The sequence below is a fragment of the Paenibacillus sp. B46(2026) genome (assembly GCF_056786355.1).
In genome coordinates this window covers 4,074,313-4,094,609 of sequence record NZ_CM165907.1, presented here as the reverse complement: position 1 = coordinate 4,094,609, position 20,297 = coordinate 4,074,313, and the positions used below count along the sequence as shown (strand labels likewise).

24 protein-coding genes are annotated in these 20,297 nt (G+C 43.7%); 20 read left to right on the top strand and 4 right to left on the bottom strand.

Annotated elements, in window-relative coordinates; translation table 11 throughout:
* The first annotated feature begins 183 nt into the window (after positions 1 to 183).
* The 8 genes from AC1S8V_RS18245 (at position 184) to AC1S8V_RS18210 (ending at position 5,751) form a co-directional block, all read left to right on the top strand.
* Positions 184 to 741, top strand: coding sequence for a hypothetical protein (locus AC1S8V_RS18245; RefSeq protein WP_482070220.1), 558 nt, complete (start codon positions 184 to 186; stop codon positions 739 to 741).
* A gap of 46 nt (positions 742 to 787) precedes the next feature.
* Positions 788 to 1,327: an SMI1/KNR4 family protein gene (locus AC1S8V_RS18240; RefSeq protein ID WP_482070219.1), complete on the top strand. Its 540-nt coding sequence runs from the start codon at positions 788 to 790 to the stop codon at positions 1,325 to 1,327.
* Positions 1,328 to 1,355: 28 nt separating this feature from the next.
* A complete protein-coding gene (locus AC1S8V_RS18235; RefSeq protein ID WP_482070218.1) occupies positions 1,356 to 1,520 on the top strand; it encodes a hypothetical protein in 165 nt (54 codons plus the stop codon).
* Between the two features lie 21 nt (positions 1,521 to 1,541).
* A complete protein-coding gene (locus AC1S8V_RS18230) occupies positions 1,542 to 2,843 on the top strand; it encodes a YncE family protein (protein WP_482070217.1) in 1,302 nt (433 codons plus the stop codon).
* A gap of 32 nt (positions 2,844 to 2,875) precedes the next feature.
* Positions 2,876 to 3,298: a hypothetical protein gene (locus AC1S8V_RS18225; RefSeq protein WP_482070216.1), complete on the top strand. Its 423-nt coding sequence runs from the start codon at positions 2,876 to 2,878 to the stop codon at positions 3,296 to 3,298.
* 76 nt (positions 3,299 to 3,374) lie between these two features.
* On the top strand, positions 3,375 to 3,710 hold the full coding sequence (locus AC1S8V_RS18220; RefSeq protein ID WP_482070215.1) for an SMI1/KNR4 family protein: 336 nt from the start codon (positions 3,375 to 3,377) through the stop codon (positions 3,708 to 3,710).
* Between the two features lie 48 nt (positions 3,711 to 3,758).
* A complete protein-coding gene (locus AC1S8V_RS18215) occupies positions 3,759 to 4,808 on the top strand; it encodes a leucine-rich repeat domain-containing protein (protein ID WP_482070214.1) in 1,050 nt (349 codons plus the stop codon).
* Between the two features lie 151 nt (positions 4,809 to 4,959).
* On the top strand, positions 4,960 to 5,751 hold the full coding sequence (locus AC1S8V_RS18210) for a cupin domain-containing protein (RefSeq protein ID WP_482070213.1): 792 nt from the start codon (positions 4,960 to 4,962) through the stop codon (positions 5,749 to 5,751).
* A gap of 130 nt (positions 5,752 to 5,881) precedes the next feature.
* Here the strand turns inward: AC1S8V_RS18210 and AC1S8V_RS18205 are convergent, their stop codons facing one another.
* On the bottom strand, positions 5,882 to 6,928 hold the full coding sequence (locus AC1S8V_RS18205) for a Rieske 2Fe-2S domain-containing protein (RefSeq protein ID WP_482070212.1): 1,047 nt from the start codon (positions 6,926 to 6,928) through the stop codon (positions 5,882 to 5,884).
* Between the two features lie 371 nt (positions 6,929 to 7,299).
* Between AC1S8V_RS18205 and AC1S8V_RS18200 the strand changes: the two genes are divergently transcribed.
* Together AC1S8V_RS18200 and AC1S8V_RS18195 are read left to right on the top strand one after the other, a co-directional pair.
* Entirely contained in the window at positions 7,300 to 7,746 is a 447-nt protein-coding gene (locus tag AC1S8V_RS18200) for a carboxymuconolactone decarboxylase family protein (RefSeq protein ID WP_482070211.1), read from the top strand.
* Between the two features lie 33 nt (positions 7,747 to 7,779).
* Positions 7,780 to 8,715, top strand: a complete 936-nt coding sequence (locus tag AC1S8V_RS18195; protein WP_482070210.1) for a sigma-70 family RNA polymerase sigma factor — start codon at positions 7,780 to 7,782, stop codon at positions 8,713 to 8,715.
* 98 nt (positions 8,716 to 8,813) lie between these two features.
* Here the strand turns inward: AC1S8V_RS18195 and AC1S8V_RS18190 are convergent, their stop codons facing one another.
* Positions 8,814 to 9,767 (bottom strand): hypothetical protein, encoded by a 954-nt coding sequence (locus tag AC1S8V_RS18190; RefSeq protein WP_482070209.1) that lies wholly within the window; start codon positions 9,765 to 9,767, stop codon positions 8,814 to 8,816.
* A gap of 240 nt (positions 9,768 to 10,007) precedes the next feature.
* Positions 10,008 to 10,649, bottom strand: a complete 642-nt coding sequence (locus AC1S8V_RS18185; protein WP_482074522.1) for a spore coat protein — start codon at positions 10,647 to 10,649, stop codon at positions 10,008 to 10,010.
* A gap of 123 nt (positions 10,650 to 10,772) precedes the next feature.
* Here AC1S8V_RS18185 and AC1S8V_RS18180 point away from each other — a divergent pair, with 123 nt between their 5' ends.
* The 3 genes from AC1S8V_RS18180 to AC1S8V_RS18170 all read left to right on the top strand — a co-directional run bounded on the left by AC1S8V_RS18180 (position 10,773) and on the right by AC1S8V_RS18170 (position 13,344).
* Positions 10,773 to 11,324 (top strand): hypothetical protein, encoded by a 552-nt coding sequence (locus AC1S8V_RS18180; RefSeq protein WP_482070208.1) that lies wholly within the window; start codon positions 10,773 to 10,775, stop codon positions 11,322 to 11,324.
* Between the two features lie 29 nt (positions 11,325 to 11,353).
* Entirely contained in the window at positions 11,354 to 12,082 is a 729-nt protein-coding gene (locus tag AC1S8V_RS18175) for a DUF1361 domain-containing protein (RefSeq protein ID WP_482070207.1), read from the top strand.
* Positions 12,083 to 12,321: 239 nt separating this feature from the next.
* Entirely contained in the window at positions 12,322 to 13,344 is a 1,023-nt protein-coding gene (locus tag AC1S8V_RS18170) for a serine hydrolase domain-containing protein (RefSeq protein WP_482070206.1), read from the top strand.
* A gap of 86 nt (positions 13,345 to 13,430) precedes the next feature.
* On the opposite strand, the gene AC1S8V_RS18165 is transcribed toward AC1S8V_RS18170, so the two are convergent.
* Entirely contained in the window at positions 13,431 to 14,411 is a 981-nt protein-coding gene (locus tag AC1S8V_RS18165) for a serine hydrolase domain-containing protein (protein WP_482070205.1), read from the bottom strand.
* A gap of 253 nt (positions 14,412 to 14,664) precedes the next feature.
* Here AC1S8V_RS18165 and AC1S8V_RS18160 point away from each other — a divergent pair, with 253 nt between their 5' ends.
* The 7 genes from AC1S8V_RS18160 to AC1S8V_RS18130 all read left to right on the top strand — a co-directional run bounded on the left by AC1S8V_RS18160 (position 14,665) and on the right by AC1S8V_RS18130 (position 20,297).
* Positions 14,665 to 14,934 carry a DUF6809 family protein gene (locus AC1S8V_RS18160; protein ID WP_482070204.1) on the top strand — a complete coding sequence of 90 codons (270 nt, stop codon included), beginning with the start codon at positions 14,665 to 14,667 and terminating at the stop codon, positions 14,932 to 14,934.
* A gap of 285 nt (positions 14,935 to 15,219) precedes the next feature.
* A complete protein-coding gene (locus tag AC1S8V_RS18155; protein WP_482070203.1) occupies positions 15,220 to 16,527 on the top strand; it encodes an SPFH domain-containing protein in 1,308 nt (435 codons plus the stop codon).
* The gene (locus tag AC1S8V_RS18150; RefSeq protein WP_482070202.1) at positions 16,527 to 17,270 is read left to right on the top strand and encodes a hypothetical protein; all 744 of its coding nucleotides are present in this window, start codon (positions 16,527 to 16,529) and stop codon (positions 17,268 to 17,270) included. The genes AC1S8V_RS18155 and AC1S8V_RS18150 overlap by 1 nt, the downstream gene beginning before the upstream one ends.
* Before the next feature lie 18 nt (positions 17,271 to 17,288).
* Positions 17,289 to 17,660 carry a hypothetical protein gene (locus AC1S8V_RS18145; RefSeq protein WP_482070201.1) on the top strand — a complete coding sequence of 124 codons (372 nt, stop codon included), beginning with the start codon at positions 17,289 to 17,291 and terminating at the stop codon, positions 17,658 to 17,660.
* Between the two features lie 87 nt (positions 17,661 to 17,747).
* Complete coding sequence (locus AC1S8V_RS18140; protein WP_482070200.1) at positions 17,748 to 18,224, top strand: hypothetical protein; 477 nt, start codon at positions 17,748 to 17,750, stop codon at positions 18,222 to 18,224.
* Positions 18,225 to 18,513: 289 nt separating this feature from the next.
* Positions 18,514 to 19,866 (top strand): glucoamylase family protein, encoded by a 1,353-nt coding sequence (locus AC1S8V_RS18135; RefSeq protein ID WP_482070199.1) that lies wholly within the window; start codon positions 18,514 to 18,516, stop codon positions 19,864 to 19,866.
* A gap of 263 nt (positions 19,867 to 20,129) precedes the next feature.
* Entirely contained in the window at positions 20,130 to 20,297 is a 168-nt protein-coding gene (locus AC1S8V_RS18130; RefSeq protein ID WP_482074521.1) for a UTRA domain-containing protein, read from the top strand.

Here is a 20,297-nt window from a genome sequence, read left to right as displayed (position 1 = left end):
TATTAGAGTGATTCCCGATCGTCTTACCTTCGTTCCTTGTGCTAAGGAAGGGAGTTTCATATAATTTTAGAGAATCAATATTACGGCGCTATTTCGTGACAAGCTGAACATCGATGTGAAACTGACGGTGGATGAGGAGTACAAAGTAGTTACCATTCGAATGAACAAATCGGAGGCGAGATCATGAATGAGTATGGTGTACAACACGGACCTGCGTATTTGGAAGGTTTAACAAAGAAGTACGAAGACACCAAGATCGATGAAGTGGAGTGGAAAGGCAAACTTCAAACGACGGATGGACACGATAAATTCCATATTTTTTATTATGGTGACTTAACGGAAGATGATCTGATTACCTGGCATGATTCGACACCGCTTCTTGTATATGCGGAGCATACCGTCACGGGTGAACGCTACCTGCTCATTGATGCCGCCAAGCATGGATATGATGCCATGTTATGTGAGACCTATTCGGAAGAAGCACTACATGACAGACCACTTCGTCCTTATCTGGATGTTGAAGGAGAGGACATCTTTGAGGTAGAGTTGACGGCCTACTACAATGTGCCTTGGGATGAAGAGTTCGGCGAAGATGTAGATGAAAGTGGAACGTATGAACTGATCACGGGAGCGCGCATGGATTTTGATCAGGTCAAGCGTGATGGATATGATGCCTTTGCCATTCGCATTCTGAATCGTAAAGGGGTATGGACTGACATTGTACAGGAAGAACTGGCTTAAACTTGAATACGAATGAACCAAACTGAGAAATGGGAGATGTCGACTAATGTATATGGTATCCCGTGCACTTAAGCCGGTTCCTGCAGAGGAACTGGATCACTTTGAACAACAGCACGCCATCTCGCTACCTTCCTCATACCGAACCTGGATTGAACAATACGGAGAAGGCACATACACGGGCTGGATGAATGTGCAGAGACCGGACCCGGAAGTGCTGAAGCCTTTTGTTGAATATGATTTTTGGATACATACGGATGAAACGCCCATAAGTCAGCATCAACTTGAGCAGTGCATTACCATTGGCAGTTCTGTGGATGGTGATTTCCTTGCTGTTCATCCAGAGATTGAGGGACTGTTGTGGCTACCACGTCATGATGAGAATATCACCTTATGGACATGCTCGGAGACTGAATTTGGCGAAACGCTGGACCGGATCTATTGCGGGTATTACCGTCAGGACAAACCAATAGCCCCATCACACTATGAACCGTGGAATGAGCTGCGTAAGCATACGTTTTATCACTTTACAGGGACGGAACAGGAGTTCCATGAAGGCACTGGCGGATATGTGCAAAACGGAATTTAAGTGGGACGCTGTGTTGGAGAATGAGTACATGTGCAAGTTGTTTATGGCTTCGATGGGCGGATATTTACGTTTTAACTATGCGAATGGAAGAGAAGTTGCCCTGTTCTATGAAGAAAAGAACGGTGCGGAGGAGGCGACGGATTACGATATCAGTCTGTTTTTGCAATCACATCATTGTACGGCATATGAATAGGGGCAGAGTGGGGGAAAACATATGAGTTGGTTAAAGGAAGACATCGCGGAACAATGGCGCAATGAAGGCAAGCGTTATGCAAGGGATGTCAATGCATTTGTACGGAGAAGCATGGAGGGAAAGAAACCAGATGAATCCGGGCTGGAGGGAGACTCCAGAAGCGGAATGAGCACTGAAGTATTCCATATGGTGAGACAAGCCAATCTCCACGGTGACTTGGAGGTGCTCCGACGTGAGCTGCCAGCAGCGACGTGGCCGCTGAATGAGGCGTTTCAGACTTCTATGCAAGCTGTCCAAGTTGTAGGTTATCTGAACGAGGAAACGGTTGTATGTCATACGGGGATTTTCATGGATAATGGTCACATATATACGATGGATCAGCAGGGGTGGCAGTCAATCTCTCCATATACATTTGCAGGTTGTTCATCAGATGGGCTTGACTATGCGCTTGCAGGACCGGAAGGTATTCGTGTTATCCGTCATCCTGATCGCAGGTTGGAAGGACAAGAGATAGCGACATATCGTTGGGAGGATATCCAAGCCCGGATACAGTCGTCTTTACCTCGAATTGAATCACTTGCGGATTGTGAGCATCCCGAACATACACTAGAGGGACTTATACCTATGGATGAAGGCAGAGCACTACTTATACATTCACGATACGGGATATATCTTGTAACGCAAACTCAGGTGAACTTGCTTCATCCCGATCTGGCAGAGATCGAAGAGTATGAGCTAGAGGATACACAGATAGATATGGGACATGCAGCTGTATCACGGGATGGTCGATGGATCGCCTATGGTAGCCAAGGGAGCAATCATATGGTGATGGACCGTCAGCTGAACAAGATATACTCCCTCTATCCAGAATCCAGCTATCCTCATTATGCGGCATTCACGAGTGATAACCAGAACGTCTGGTTCAATGCATGTCATTTCTATAACGGGGTCACAATACAGGTCCAGCTGGAATCCATCGCAGGTAACGAAACAAAGGAAGATTGGCCAGTCATGGATGAGAATGCACGTGTGTATGCAGCGGTGGAAATAGATGCGGGTATGGTGCTTGGGGATGCATATGGTTATTTGTACTGCGTGAATAGCGAGGGCGAGGAAGTATGGCGTCATTTTGTAGGTAGTACCATCTATTCTCTCGCCGTATCACCAGAGCGGTCCAAACTTGTAGTGGGTACGTATGGTGGCATGCTGCATGTGCTCGATCTTCTTTCGAAAGAGATGGACGAATACGGGATCGGCACAGGCACCCTTCGTGAGCTGGAGCGTTATGTGTTGTGGCGTGGAGAAGAGCCTCTGCGTTGGTGAGGTAGCATGACAACCTGAATAGGGGTGAAGGAATGGAACGTGAAGAGGCAGTAATGTTATTAAAATGTCATGCTTTTTCCTATGATGATCTGAGTCATCCCAGGATGGAGAACGGTTTTCTTCGTAGTCTGCGGCCTTTTCGTGGACATTTAATTGAGGAGAATTTTCATGAGTTGATGGCGATATTGCGGGTTCTGGCACCAGAACTTGCACGGCCTTCACTGGATCGGGAAGTCATGGCAGGTCTATGGGGAATTACTTATATGGCACGTGCTTGGGCCGTTGAACCTGAGGGTATGCTCCGCAGCAACAACCTCATTTCGGACGAACAGGTGGCGTTGATGGAACAATGGCTTAATTTGTTATCTTACGCAGTCATGATTCTGATTGAAGGCGGCGGAGAGGAAGAAGCGTTTTGGGGATATCATCAATATCTACAAGAAGAGAAGAACTGAGATAGGGGAGGTGTGGTGAGATTGGAGCCGAATGTATCACTAAGCGTGCTAATGGACGAGCTGAATCGCTTGCTGGATGAGAGAATACAGGATCAAGAGACGAGAGACCAAACAATACTCCTGTGAAGTGGATGAGAAGTTGGAAGAGTATTATTCTGCAGAGGAAATCAGCCAGTTGGACCCGGAGATCAAGCCGTACCTGTTCCACAAACCATGGATTCCTTTTGCAACGATTGCAGGAGGTTCACTGTATCTGATGCTTGATTTCGATCCAACGGAGGAAGGGAGATATGGGCAGATTATTATGTACGTGCACGATCCGGACTTTGTCTATTATCTTACGCCTACCTTCACGGATTTACTTACCATGTCGAACCGTAATCTGAAGATGATGGATGAGATCACATATTAAATCCTAAACGATGAAGATTAATGAATATAGAGTAATGAGGGGGAACATATGGTAGCCGTAGCTTTTCATACCGATCCAAGAGGAACTGCCTATGAACTGTTGATTGACGAATTGATTGAGAAGACAGATCGTTTTATGCTGGTAGACAGAAAATATGCTGAGGAAGCTACACCCGAAAGAGTTACCACAGTGTTACGGAAATTGGATCCGTATCTGATTGAAAGCAGCACGATGGAAGAAATGATGATGAAAAGTGGTGCCATGTATGCAGAAGGCATCTATTATATATATCGTTGTAAGCCGGAATCAGGGCAGATCCTTAAGGAGGAAGCCAATCGCTTTCATGACTGGTTATATCCGTCATTGCCGGAGGATCTTTGTTTTTTGAAAGAGGATGGGAGCGATTACTTCTACACTGTTGCTCATGAGAATATGTATGGCATGCACATTACACAAGAAGAAGCAATTGAGCTAATGGAGCGTATCACAGGGTTGTTTTTTAGGTTAGAGCGACATCAGGATATTCATTGCTTACTGGACGATGCAATCAGGCATCAGACCGATGTGCTGAATATTAGTTCACATTACTTGAAAGAGATTCCGGAACGGATTCGGGAATTGAAGCATTTGAAACGTTTGACGATTTTTGAACAGGATGTTTATACGCTTCCTCCAGCCCTTTTTGAACTGACATCATTGGAAGAATTGGAGATCATGACGGCGGATTTGGAAGGTATTCACCAAGACATTGGAAAACTGAAACAACTTCGAGAGCTTAGAATTTATTGCGGTAGTTCTTATCATGTTCCTACCGGGTGGAAGCCGAAGGAGAAGTCGGATCTTGGTCTGAAACATATTCCAGCCGAGATTGGTGAATTGAGCGAACTCGTAACTCTGGATATAGGGTACTCGGGCATACGTGAGCTTCCGCCTGAACTGGAGCAACTGAAGAAACTGCGTTATTTGAGTGTAACTGATGGTTTAATTAAGGGAATGCCGGACATGGTGAAGCGAATGACTTGGCTTCTAAGTGTAAATTTGAACAGTAGTCCATTAGGGATTAGTTGGGAGGACATTTCCGCCGAAGAAAAATTTTAATAGCCAATAAGCCCTGCTCGGTATGTCCGAGTCAGGGATATTTGTCATGCGATGGAAGCCTGACGGAAATGGGCTCACGCATCTGGGCGCTGGGCATAAGCTGGCATATAGGTTATGACCTAAACCGAGAGCGAAGGGCAGGCGTTTTATTTTGGCAACCTCATACATGGATTACACTTTACCAACCACCCAATTTACTTACGATTTGAGCAATAACCCGTTATTCAAGAAGGATGAGAACAACTATATTAACTCTCTTTCCATCAAACAGTTAAACACACTGGGCAATACTTCTTTATTGGATATTTTCCTCAGCACGGGCAATGTGGTTGAACCACATATTCATCAAAATGCAACTGAACTGGTATACTGCATCAGCGGTTCGGCCGTCGTGTCCCTCATTAATCCGTTCACAAATGAATTGCTTCATTTCCCGATTACTCCAGGGCAGGTGGCTAACGTTCCTCAAGGCTGGTGGCACTATGAAATGGCTACTGTAGATCATACGCACTTACTGGCGATCTTCGATGCACCTATACCTGAAGCGATATTTGGCTCAGACATTTTGCGTCTTACCCCTGCCAATGTTCTGGCTCATACGTACTGTCTGGACGAGAAAAAAGTTCAAGAAGCGCTGGCTCCCATCCAAAAAACAGTGATTATTGGCCCGCCGGCAGATTGCGTGACTTCAACTGCTCCTGTCTCTAACAGTGCTCCGCATGTGAATCATCAGCCTTACGTAATGCCTAATGTACAACCCAATGTACAGCCAAACACACAACCAAATACACAGCCAAACATGCAACCCAATATGCAACCCAATATGCAACCTTACGTAAACCGTCTTCCGTACTGGGGCACTTGGGTTGATCCACGAATTATACATGAGCCGGGCTGCCCGTATTATAGAGAGCTTCCTGTGAATACGAGCAATCAAGATTAAATAACGAATGACGGCTTATTAGACATGGTCTTACTAATACATGATTATTACTTCATTTGAACTTGTTATCCAAAAGAAGAAGCGTCCAGAGCGGAACGCTTCTTCTTTTATTTGTATTTATAATATCTATTTACGATGTGTAATTTCGTCCCAAACCAAGCTCCGTTAATAATTGACGATAAGCAATCGAAGTACGGTCAGCGGGAATATGGGCCTCGGCATGCAGATCAAGGGGCAGATCCTCCGGTTTCTGTGACTCGACCATCTCGCGGTCTTCTTCGAATACCTGCAAGTTGAACTTGATTGTGTCTTCAATGGGAGCATCTTTGTCAAAGTTGCGTGTGATTGGACAGAATAGACGTGTATAACGGGCAGAGATCGGCGAGGCGCAATTCAGAATATTCAGCTTGTCGTCTCCTGGGAAATGTACCGTCAGAGAAGCCGCAAAGGGTGGGAACACCCGAAACTCGCGCAGCCATTGAAAACCTTCAGGTGCAACAAGATCTTGCCCTTTGCCATAGTTGCTCACCGTACTCCAATACTCGGCCAGCAACTCATTACCCTCGCGTTTCACTTTGTATTGGGGAACTTCCGTGTTGTTTCGGTCACCAAACGTTTCGGTATGCACATAGGCAAAATGGGATACATCCAGGAATCCCTCCATTTGTCGTCCAGAGGAACCAGCAATGTCAAAGTTGGGTGGCAAAATATTGATATAATCCGGATCATCCCATCCAGGGAAGGAGGGAATCTGTTCTTCCGTTCCCGCCAGTGTAGTCCATATTAAGCCATAACGTTCGACTGCCGGGTACACGATAAGTTTGAGCTTAGGCGAGATCTTGGAGCTTGGGTGCGCAGGTACTGCGGTACATTTTCCTTCACAATTGTAACGGAAACCGTGATAAGGACAGACAATCTCGCCATTTTCTACCCAGCCTTTGCTAAGTGGAGCTCCGCGGTGAAAACAAAGATCCTTGGCTACCACAACCTGATCATTACTGCGATAAAGAACCAGTTTCACATCGAGTAATTGAGAAGCCAGTGGTTTGTCTGTTACTTCGGTTGCTTGGGCTACCGGATACCAATATTGGGATAATACATGCCAGTCTTCAGCGGTGAACGTACACCCTCTAGGTAATTCGGAAGTTATTGTATGGTTTGCGTTGGAAGTTATCATATTGAACACTCCTTGCCGAGATGAATAAACAATTCTCTTATTTATGTTAGAAAAGTTTACTTGATTAGCCGTATGTTACACCTCATTTGGTTGATATATCAATATAGGTAACTTATTTTTGGTTGAAATCACAAACAGTACAGTAAAAACCGTACATAGATACGGAAAATTCCGGATTTATCTTACGTCAGATGTTATTTATTTACGGATAGATGGCTTTATGGAGGTTTTCTGTTCAGTTTCTCAGTGTGAATATTCGTTAGTTGCGCTTATATCTTCGTGGGGATACAAAGATTTTCGCAGAGAATGTCACAGAACCCGGCCGTCGCTTGTCTACAGTATGTAAACCAAATGACGGAGGCGAATGAGAAATGAATTTAAGAACGAACTACAGAGCAGTGAGTCCGGGCGCTTTTAAAGCGATGATGGCGATGGAGCAATATATATCCGGGCAATTCGAAGATAAAGTATTGTATGAGCTGTTGAAAATACGCGTGTCCCAGATCAATGGGTGTGCCTTTTGTCTCGATATGCATGCCAAAGATCTGATGAAACTTGGAGATTATGCGGATCATATTCTCTTGTTAAGTGTGTGGCGTGAAGTGGCTTTCTTCACGGATCAAGAACGTGTTATGCTGGAGCTGGCTGAAGCGGTGACTCGAATCTCGGAACAGGGTGTACCCCTTGCGTTGTACGATAAGGTTCGTGAACATTTCAGTGAATCCGAACTGGTGGATCTGATCCTGGCCATTAACACGATTAATAACTGGAATCGAATTGCGATTACAACAGGGATGTATCCGGGTTGTTTTAACTAAAATATACGCACCATGCCAGAGGAGGCCATGCTTATGAATTCCAATCTCCACGCCAATGAGCCAGAAGTGTCTTCTCTGGATGTTGGTGAGTTGTATATTCGTTATAAAAATTATGCATTTTCAATAGCTTACCGCATGCTGGGCAGTGTGGTAGAAGCTGAAGATATTGTGCAGGATTGTTTTGCGGGTATTCAGAGCAAGTCTGCTCGGGATATTCGTAATCCCAAGTCCTACATCGCCAGATTGGTTGTGAACCGAAGCTTGAATCTGCTAAATTCCGCCCGCAACCAGCGGGAAAGTTATGTTGGTGAGTGGCTGCCAGAGCCGATGGGTGATCGTGAAGTGGATAACATGCCAGAGGAAACGATGCAGAAGAAAGAGATGATATCGTACGCCTACTTGGTCATGTTGGAGCGTCTTTCGCCCATGGAACGGGCTGTTTTTGTCCTTCGTGAAGCGTTCCGATATGATTATTCCGAAATAGCGGATTGGCTGGGTAAAACGGAGAGTAACTGCCGTCAAATCTTTAGCCGCGCCAGACGAAATCTGCCCGAAAGACTTCCGCCGATCGAGCAGAGTGATGCGGATATGATAGCCAAAGGTGAATTACTGAGCCGTTTTACAACGGCTTTCCTTCGTTATGATGTCGTTGCCATGCTGGAGTTACTGGCAGATCAGCCTGTATTTACAGCAGATGGCGGTGGCGTTGTGCATACGGTTATGAGAACAATGAACGTTCACAAAGGTGTGCTTGCACTCCTGACCTCACGGCGAGTCCTTACGCGATTGCGTGAAAGAGAATGGGTACCGATGTGGATCAATGGCGAACTTCAACTCGCGTTGATGAAAGAAGGGCAGTTGTCCGAGGTACTCTGTATAGAGTTGGACGCTTCCGGAGAGCGGATTGAGGGCGTTTATCTCGTCGTCAATCCGAACAAGCTTACATCAATAGACACTTCAACTCTTTGATCCAAACGTAAGGATTGGATATGAAAACTTAAAAGCGGCAACCTCTGTCACGAGGATTGTCGCTTTTTTGTATTCACATTTTGCTATTCACCATCCCATTAATCACGGGCAAATTGTTGTTGAACAGGTTCAATGATTGCTCGGACTTCAGGTGTAAGCTCATCATTGTTCTGATTGAGAACCAGCAGAATCTTTTCCATGGTGTCCAGAAGAACACTTTCCGTATTGGGCTCTCGCATAGCCAAAGCTTTCTCGTAAGCCTTTTTCACTTCAGGGTCCATGGTGCGGATTTCTTCGTCCGTGTACCAGTCATAAGCAGGCGTGTTGTCACTTCCGTAAAACAGATAATCCACAAACAACCATTGTTTTACTTTGGTTGTGCGATTGGAATTCGGGAAGTTGTTCAAAAAGGCTTCCTTCTCCAATATGCGCTGAATTAATTCGTTCCAAGAGATGATGATGCCGCCATCCGAAGTCGTCATTTGATTGGACTCCGTAGCCATAATATTAATGTAGGCGGCAATGTCTGCCTGGACGAAGGGCTTGAACTTTTGGTATATCTCATAATTGATGATGGGGTAATACAAGCCTTCACTGGTTTCCAGTTTGAACCCGAGATCAGATGCTTCCTGCAGAAGCTGCTTCACGGTCGGGTTTTTAATTTCTTTGAGCAGACGACTATATGTAAGCTTCTGTTCGTAACCGAGTTGTTCATGGGCTTGAGACAAGGCTTGTTGAAACTGTTCCGTATACATTTGGTGAGCCCATTCAGCCAGCTTGACGTTCTGCATATTCTCCAGTTGCAGCGTCATTAGTGTTGCCTGCCAAGGACCGACTTTATCGATATGATTCATCAGGTATTTTCGTGCCTTAACCAGACTGTCTGTGGATTTCATTGCTGCTGTACGATAGGATTGAAATTGATGATACACCGCTTTGGAAGCGGGGACAGCTGCAGCCAGTGTTGTTGAGGCCGTAATAGTTGAGCCAATGGCAGTACAGCCGAGAGTCATAGCCAGTAAACCAAGTTTAGCAGGGTGCTTCCATCTCATTCGTAAACCTCCCATAATGAATACATATGTCGTTGCACTCTCGTATAACTGATTTTCATCGTATCTTATATGTATGATCCACAAGTGGACTATGTACGGGTCTGTCTTTGATTAAACCAGTTTCTGGTAACCGAATCAAGGGTATTCAGCAGGAAAATGATTGTAAATAATCAAAGAACAGCCCCTAAAACCCAAATGGGTTGAAGAGACTGTTCTGGGTAATCGGACTTTATTTTCTCATTAATGAAGTGGTTTATTGCTAATAGGCATCTGAGGTGCTCCGGTTGCTGGAATGTATGCCTGAAGCATCTGTTGTGTATCATTTGGACTGAGCTGAGGTACTTGATAATAGGCGTTTTTATTCTGGAACATGAAAATTTCATAGGCCATCTCGATAAAATGCTGGATCTGCGAAGCAACGACTCGGCGAACCGTTCCATTCGTGATCTCGCTGCAGGACATGCCGAGGAGACTGGCGTGTGATTTGATCAGTCCCAGCATATGACCGCTAATTCCGGCATCCTTTACATCAGCCAAGCTCTGGTTTGGCTTTTTCGGTGCTGATGGCTTAAGGCCATATACCGGTGGTACGATGTTGGGGATCATGTAGGTTGCCGTCTCTTCATGAGGCTTCTGTCCGGATGCAAAACACTCTGCTGTCAGATTGTACTGGGATAAAATGAAATTGTACTGCCGGTCCAGAATGCCAATCAGTTCCTGGCTCTGCACAAATGTACGAAAGATCATAAATTGATCCAGCACGTTAATGGTGGAGGACAGAATCTCATGCACATCGAACATCTCATGGCCGCCATGATTCATGTTAGGGGTGACATTTGGATTAGCATTCAACGTGGGTTGTACTAAATTCTGAGGGTTCATGGAATTTGGATTCATTGTTAATTTGATTCTCCTTTGGTAAATGGTATGATTCTAGTATGCTTAGAGAGTAGTGAATTTATGTAATGTGTGTGGATAAAGGCGTAAGAACAAATAGGAACAGGTATGGTGATGGTTAAAGTGGAAGAGAACGATTGGAGTGCGGCAAAGGATTTGTTCGTCAAACATTACGGGAGCGCTATACAGATGCATCGTGAAGGCGTGTATGCCGACTATAAGCGCTGGGATGTACCCCAAGAATTAGAAGAACAATGGATAGGGGAGCGGATTCAACAATTAAGTTCCGAGCTGTCCATCATGAATTGGGATGCAGTGGATGAGCTTGCGTTGATTGCCAAACATCGGACAGAACCCAGTATTATTACGGCAATTACAGCATTTGCTTCAAGACAATTGAAGAGTGCGGACAGTATGGTTCGTCTCGTGTATGCTGAACGTCTAATTGAGCTGATTAAGCGATACGAATCACGACTACCGATGGACAAGTTACGGGAAACTTACCAATTGACGATGGATTTGCTGGTCGATGTGGCGACTAAACCGCTGGTGCTTGATCCAGGTCATGAATTGCAGCAGTATGGATTAAAGGATAAACGTGGATTGAATTTACGTGTTGAAAAGAATAAGGAAGAAATCATCCGATATTTTCGAAACTAATTGAATTTTATCAAGTGAGGTCAGAATCATTGAGAAAACTGAATTATATTCGCATATTTATTTTCCTTAGTGTGGTCACAATAGTAACGCTTGGGTTGTACTATGTAGCCGCAGATTGGCTGGATCAGCGTTATTTCCGCTTCCTGATCTGGAATCTGTTCTTGGGCTGGATTCCTTTTCTGTTCTCCTATGCAGCCTATGTTCTAAGTGAAGTGAAATGGAAAGGTGCTGCATGGTTTGCAGTAGCGAGTGGTCTGCTGTGGTTGTTATTTTTCCCGAACTCTTCCTACATTGTTACGGATTTGGTTCATCTGACAGCGAGAAGTTCCCGGTATTATGACGGGAATGGAGTGGACTACACGTATTGGTACGACTTGAGTGTTGTCTTAATGTTTGTCTGGACTGGACTCCTGCTTGGATTCCTGTCGATGTATCAGCTTCAGGAAGTGATCTATCACCGAATTGGACGCTGGGCATCCTGGATCTTTGTACTGGCTGGCTGTGCTTTGGGAAGTTACGGGGTTCTACTTGGACGCGTGTATCGACTGAATAGCTGGGATGCACTGACGAATCGAGAGATGCTGATTCAGCTGATGCACGAAAGTGTAAGCCGCCCGTCTCTTGCATTTTGCCTGTTTTTTGGCACGTTTATCATTACGATCTATGCCACATTGTATTATCTGATCAATACGAGGTCTCCCCGTGAAACGAAGAAGAGCACAGGAAGTCCCGAGGCAGACCTGCAAGCGTTGCGCTAATATATGTTGCCTTGAGGCATGCAGCCAGATAGACTTACGGTAAAACGAGTGGAACAAGTGATTGAACAGCATTTGAGCATGCTTTGTCCAACTTAATCTTGCGTTGTCTGAAGAAGGGTTATTTCCTTTTATAAGGGGGTAACCCTTCTTTTTATGAAAATTTGGCAGGTATGCAGGATATGACGAAGAATTAAGAATGAGAAAATAAAGAATACATAGACAAGCAGGTGAAAAACAAAATGTTGAATGCATTAGAGGTGACAACAAAAGTCGAAGAAGTCATGGAACGCGTGAATTTTTCGGGTGTTGTATTACTCCAGCAAGCCGGGAAAACCCTTTTGAATATGAAACGTGGTTATGCCAATCGCAGTGAAGAGCTTGCCAATCAGGTGGATACACGCTTCGGAATTGCATCAGGATGTAAGATCTTCACGGCAGTGAGTATATGCCAACTAATTGAAGCAGGCAAGTTGTCTGCTGATTCCAAGCTTACGGATGTATTAGATGTAAAGTTTCCACTGTGGGACAAAGGAATCACCATCCATCAGTTGTTAACACACACGTCAGGCATTCCGGATTATTTCGATGAAGAAGTGATGGATGACTTTTCAGAATTGTGGAAAGACAGACCGGTTTACGCGATGCGGCGATTAAGTGATTTTCTGCCCATGTTTCAGCATCTGCCGATGAAGTCTGCTCCGGGTGAACGTTTCCACTACAACAATGCGGGTTTCATTGTGCTGGGGCTTATCGTGGAACAGCATTCAGGACTGGCGTTTACAGATTATGTGGAAGAGCACATTTTCAAACCGTGTGGCATGAAGGATTCGGGTTATTTCTTAACAGATCAGCTTCCGCGTAACACAGCCTTAGGGTATATCGATCATGAAGATGGCTCCTGGAACACTAATATGTTCTCCATTCCTGTCAAAGGTGGATCAGATGGAGGGGCCTATGTTACGGCACCGGATATGATTCGATTTTGGGATGTTTTGCTAGGTCACCAATTGTTGAATGCAGAGACGACGCAGCAGTTATTAACTCCACATGCTCATCAAGAGGATGAAGAGTACTATGGGCAGGGTATCTGGATTGACCGCAAGGAGGATAATATTTTCAAGTTTCATGTCATGGGGTTTGATCCAGGGGTATCGTTCATGTCTTCTGTGTATCCAGACAGAGATCTACAACTGGTTGTGCTCTCTAATCAAGAGTCTGGTCCGTATCCAATAACGATTGCCATCGAAGAAGCTTTGGCATGACTAATAACCCCTCAGCCTAAGGGCAGGTTGTGCCTACATAAGGTTGGGGGTTCATTGGTCGAACAGGATAGAAGGACTGCCTGCGTTTATAACATTTTCCATAGCTCAGGGGCGATTAATCGAGGGAAAACATCCAACTGAGGTTTCTCTTTCTTTCTTTTGTCATTGGTTAACACCGTAACAAGTTCTAGCTCAGGGACAATGTATACATACTGCCCACCAAACCCTCGCGCGTAATAATAATGGAGATTGGGTTTGTCGTCTTCAGCAGCAATATTTTCGGAGTCAGACCTTTCGTTCGGATAGACATCCACCCACCAATGCCAAGCATAACTGCCGTGATTCGGTGGAGTGACTGTAATGAAAGGCTGCGTCGAACGGGATACGAGATCACTTGAAATGAGAGACTTACCCTCCCACATACCTTGCTGTAGAAACAGCTGACCGAATTTCAGCAGATCTACGGGTAACATCTTAAGACCGAATCCGCCAGTGTGTACACCTTGAGGGTCGCTTTCCCATTCATAATCCTTAATTCCCAGAGGATTAAAAAGATAACGTTCTGCGAACTCGGCTACGTTCATACCTGCATTTTGCATCAGGATGGCGGATAGAATCTGTGATACTCCTGAATTGTATTCCATGTATTTACCCGGTTCATGACTTAGGCGTTGTTCCAACGCAAAATCCACCCAATGATCGGTGCGGGTCATGCGAGGGAATGAATTCTGCCCGCCGAACTCGTTCCAGTTGAATCCAGCTGTCATGGTAAGCAGTTGTTCCAGCGTGATCGAAGGTTTACGCGGATCAGGATCGGATGTCAACTGTGGGAAAAAGGTGGAGATTGGGGCTGATGCCTCTGGCAACAAGCCTTTATCCATCGCTATACAAATGAGTGCGGACAGCACACTCTTGGTACATGAATTGATTTTTGCAATATCAGTCGCGGCCTCTCGGTTGCGGTAGTGTTCGTACATGATCTCACCACGTACGCTGACGAGGCAGCTTCGCAGATCCAGCGGTGGAATGATATGTTGTAATTTGGATGACAGTGATGAAGGATTCATAGTGTCCTTTCTGTGCGGTTGATTTGTTATAGGATTTTGTGGAAATAGGTGTCCATTATCTTAGCATACTCCCGAGGTAGGGCTCAACAAGCACTACATTATTAAGTCAAAGCAAGCATGCAAAATGCGATATTCTATGAAAGCGATAAGAATCACATGCGAATATTGCATAATTCCCCAGCATTGTCTGTCAAACTTATATAATTGTCATGAGAAGAGCACAAGACATTTATTAGAGAAAGGGGGATGTGATGTGGGGAATATAATAGAAGAATTATATTACGGTAATCTGAGACCAGAGGAGAATATTGTTCCTAAAGATTCGGAGTATCGTTCTATTAATAAGGAGATTACAGCTTATATCGAAAAATTTCAGAGCAAGCTTTCGGAGGATGATTTTAAACAACTCGAGGTATTGTTTGATAAGATGGATCAAGTTCACTCTATGCATTCTAAAGAGGCTTTTGCGAGTGGTTTCAAAATTGGGACGTTGATTATGATCGAGAGTGGATACTCAAGCTAATATTTTGGTTTTTCACAACTTGTAGTTATATAGTTAACCTCTTTCCTATTTAACATATGGAAGAGGTTTTTACTATTATGAAAATGCCAATATAGGAAAAATATCATATGAAAAATGAACTATGTTAGTGCGTATTAAGGTTAGAAATGGTAAAATATCAATGCCTAAACATGGAACAAGTAGATGAAAGATAATTAAATATAGGAAATAGTGTAGAATCAGTGTTTTAGCAAAAGAACTTTTTAGTAAATTATAGTAATCTAATACTGAATTGAGGAATTGAACATGGCGATTATTGACGTAATTAAGTATGATGGCTCACCTGATGTGTTTGCTTGGAAACATCCCGAGACTGAACTGGGAACATGGACTCAGTTAATTGTGAATCAATCTCAACAAGCAATTCTTTTCAAGGATGGAAGAGCACTTGATATGTTTGGACCCGGAAGGCATACGCTGAGTACTGCGAATATCCCGATCTTGAACCGACTCGTTAACCTTCCGTTCGGAGGAAAGTCACCTTTTGCAGCAGAAGTATGGTATGTCAATCAAGTAAGCGCATTGGACGTTAAGTGGGGAACGGCGAATCCGATTCAGATCCAGGATCCCAAGTATAATATTATTGTTCCTGTAAGAACATTTGGACAAATGGGAATTAAAATTTCGGATTCACGAAAATTTTTGGTCAAGCTTGTGGGAACACTGCCTGAGTTTAACCAAGTTAATATGATTAATTACTTCCGCGGGCTGATTATCATGAATATTAACTCCATGTTGTCTTCATATCTAATACATAGAAAAGTAAGTGTTTTGGAGATCAATGCATATATTTCCGAGATATCACGACATTTTGCAGATACGATAGCTTCTACTTTTGAAGAATTTGGTATTGAGTTAATCAACCTGTATATTCACAATGTCAATCTGCCCGAAGAAGACCCTTCAGTCATTCGATTAAGAGAAGCGTTGGCACGCAAAGCCGAGATGGATATCATTGGGTACACATACCAGCAAGAACGTTCGTTTGATACGCTTGAAGGTGCAGCGAAAAATGAAGGAAGCATGCAGTCAGACATCATGGGCGCAGGGCTTGGTATGGGCATGGGGGTTGGTGTGGGTGGTTCTTTCAGTAGCGAGATGTCCCAGATGTCTAAAGTGATGTCTACTAAGGAAACGCCTGCAGTAAGTATATGTAAGCAGTGTCATCATCCGAACCAGGAGAACAGCGCTTTTTGCAGCAAATGTGGCAATTCATTAGCCGAAAAATCGGTAGCAACAACAGACTGTAACAATTGTGGGCATGCCTTGCCAAAGGGAACCAAATTCTGTCCTAACTGTGGTGACAAATACCATGCATGTCCTTCATGTGGGGCAGATAATGCGGAGAACGCATTGGAATGTATTCAATGTCATCAACCGATGCCTAGCCCATGCCCAAATTGTAACCATATGAATTCCGGTCATACAAAATTCTGTGGCAACTGTGGCACAAGTTTAAGCTTGAGATGTAGTCGGTGCCAACATGAAGTAAAACCCGGCCAGAAGTTCTGTCTCGATTGCGGAAATAATCTGCAAGAAGGAGGACAGGCCTAGTGATGGTAAAACGGAGCAATCTCTTGATTCTGGATGTCGTCTATTTAATATGTATGTTCGTATCGTCAATCGTTTCTTTTACGGTGTTTAATCATGCGCTACTATCATTTTCTTTTTGGATGAATCTCGTCGCTTCTTATGTAGCGATTACGGCTATTTGGATCTACGCACGGTTCATCATGCAAAATATGGATCGGTTTAAACGGTTTGTTCCAGGTTACACAGCTTTAGGTGTAGTATTGGTTATTTATCTAATTTGTGTGATGATCTACACGTTGTTAACAGGTTCAGCAGATCATGCCCTTCGTTGGTTCGTATTGTTACATATGGTAACGATTGCGATCGCAATTATTTTGTGCGGAATCATTATGATCTATATTCATAGTACGCGCCGTCATGAAGCAGATGAACATATAAAAATCGCAAACTTACAATTAATCGAAAAAGCTTTACAGCAATTGCTTCATACTATGGTGCAACAACCCGTCCTAACTGTGGAAGAGGAGCGCAAAACCGTTCAGTCATTAATTGAACTTGTAAAGTATAGTGACCCAATCACTCCGGATTCATTTGAGAAAAATGACCGTCAGATCTTGATGGACATTGAATTGATGAACAGTGAGCTTGCAAATCAGTATGAAGCAGGGGAATTAGTAAATAGTGAACGTCTTGCTTCGCAACTATCCCAGTTAAAGTTCCGTTTGAAAGAGCGCAATCAACAGATCATGACAAGCAAATCATAAATTGCAGGAGGAAACGCGGTGAAAAGATTTTTTGGAATTATATTCATTATCCTTTCGTCTCTGACGATCTTGTTATCTTTAATATTAATATCCGAGGGAACAGAAACGGCCATTATCAGTACGATAATTCTTTTTATCCCTGGGGTTATCGTACTTGTTACGGGCATTAAAATGTGTGGTCGACCTAAATCTCGTTCTAACACTGATCAATACCATCATTACGATTCTAATGATAATCAATATTACGAAGATCAGCATAATGAGAAATATGACGAGGCACCTCAAGAAGCTATAGCCGTGAATTGTTCAGGGTGTGGAGCCAAGGTAAGGGTATATCCTACTTTGTCTGCGGATTGTGAGTATTGCGGAACAACGATGAGGATCTCTTAAACTGCATAGCTAACTCAATGACTTCTTTTACGGATACTTGTAATATACACAGCTAGGTGTAGTGTGATGTTTTAAGGAGGAATCGTGTTGTTAAGGAAGTTATTTGGACTCTTTTTTATGTTTTATGCCATTGCGATCCCGATTGCCATGTTTAATGCAAATAATTTCAGAGGTACTAAAAATCTCATTGCTATGGCTGGATTTATGATCGTTGAATTTTTATTTTTATATTTGGGTATTAAATTGCTTAGGAAAAAACGTGTCCCGGAACGAAAGTTTTATGGAGGAGACTATGGAGGTCATCTTGATCGCGAAAATGCGAATCCGCATACTTATTCAAGTTATAATAGCAACAACGTGAGTTACAGTAGTCATAATACAATTAACTATACAGAGATCAATTTTTCAGATAAGGAACACGTTGAAGAGAAAGCCGAACAAAAAGTTGAAGAGCCACAAAGGCCTATTTCAGTGAGTTGCCCGGGATGTGGGGCGAAGGCAAAAGTGCTTCCTAAGCAATCAACGGACTGCGAGTATTGTGGAACAACAGTTGTAGCAACTTAGAACGGTTCAGAATGGATATGAGAAAGGATTGAGCCTGATTCCTATGGAGTCAGGCTTTTATCTTCTTAATTTAGAAGCTAAAAGTCCCTTAAAAGATCAAATACGTCATATAATTCCGCGTGAGCCGCCTTGATGTGGTCCCGTTAATGAAACGTTTCGAATTTATATTTATAAATGATCCATAATAAAATCAATATTTGTAAGCGTTTTATTTTATTGTTTACGAAAATGGGAAATTTATGATAACATATACACGAAACGTTTCGAATCCATTTGAAGGGAGAAAATCATGAAAAAAGCAAAAAAATTCAGCTTTATTTTAACTTTTTGTCTGTTAGCTAGTCTAGCTTTAACTCCTATGGCTTCAGCAGGTGACTCAAACCATTTAATTGGATTTCGAACAGAAATGAAAGCGATTGCATATAAGACCTATACGTTTTTTGAGGACTATACGGATCAGAATACCGGCTTGACTTACGATGAAGTGCGGCTCACTGAAAACGGGACAGAAGAAGCTAAACGTACCTCGCCCACGAACATCGCAATGTATATGATGAGTACCGTTTCAGCGCAACAATTGGGCATTATTTCAAAGAAAGAAGCTGTACAACGCCTGCAAACGACTATACATTCCCTCGAAAAGTTAGAAAAGTGGAACGGCCTATTTTATAACTGGTATAACACGGATGACGGTTCAGTGAAGAAAGATTGGGGACAATTTATTTCCCAAGTCGATAATGGCTGGTTATCCGCTGGTTTAATTGTTGTTGGGCAAGCCTATGAAGAACTTCATGGGGAAACAAGCAAGTTGGTTGAAAATATGAATTATACTCCGCTATATGATCCTGAAGTCGGCCAATTCCGCGGAGGCTATGATGTGGCTAAAGGCGCGCTGACGGACCACCATTATGGGATGTTTTATACGGAACCACGTGTAGGCAGTTATATTGCCATTGGGAAAGGTGACGTTCCCCAAGATCATTGGTGGAAGATGTATCGCACATTACCTCAAGAATGGGATTGGCAAGCTCAGATTCCTCAAGGCAAATCCGTTAATTACGATGGAGTAGATGTGTTTGAAGGAAGTTATGTATACAAGGATAAAAAGTTCGTGCCAAGCTGGGGAGGCAGTATGTTTGAAGCTCTTATGCCCGGTATGGTCATAAAGGAAAAAGAGCTGGGTACTCAAGCTTTGGGATTGAACAACCAGCGTCATGTCGAATTGCAGATCAAATATGCCAAAGAAAAAGGGTATGCCGCATGGGGCTTTTCACCTTCTGCAACTCCGACAGGTTACAGTGAGTTTGCAGCAACACCGTTAGGTACCTCGGGTTACAAAGATGGAGCAACGGTAACAGCACACGCAACATTCCTTGCTCTGGATTATGCCCCTGAAGCAGTTCGAAAGAATATTAAAGCTTTAAAGAACTTCAAAATGTTTGGCAAATATGGGTTCTATGACTCAGTCAATGTTGAAACGGGAGAACTTGCAAAAGCTTATCTGGCACTGGATCAAGGCATGATTATGGTGTCGATCGCCAACTATCTTCAAGATGGCGTTATCCGCGATTATTTTCACAGCGATGTGATAGGGCAGACGCCAGAAGAATTATTGAAAAAAGAAGTGTTTTCCATTCAATGAAGGAGAAGAGAACTTGCCATACCGATTGTTCAAATGGAACGAAGCAGAGTGTTTCCTGCTTCGTTCCATTTGCGTTTGTCGACCATCGGGCCTTTTAGCTCTACATTCTTAACGGACAACCTTATATTCATCTGATACACTTCTTGGCAGCAGCTGCGTTACCCGGCGGAGGCATGGAAGAATGAATGGAGACATCCAATCGCTGTATGACTCACTGGAGGAGAACGACATTTTGCTGCCGACTCCACAAAGAACGTTTCTTTGTGGAGTCGGCAGCTCCTGAGGTATGCCAGCTACTGAAGATCCCCCCGGGGACACATGTGCTCAAGCGTCTCCGTAACTCCTTCGACGGAGAAGGCAGATTAATTGACCACAGTACCGGCTGTTATAACACGGAACTACATCATTATCTGGTTAGTTACGACACTTGA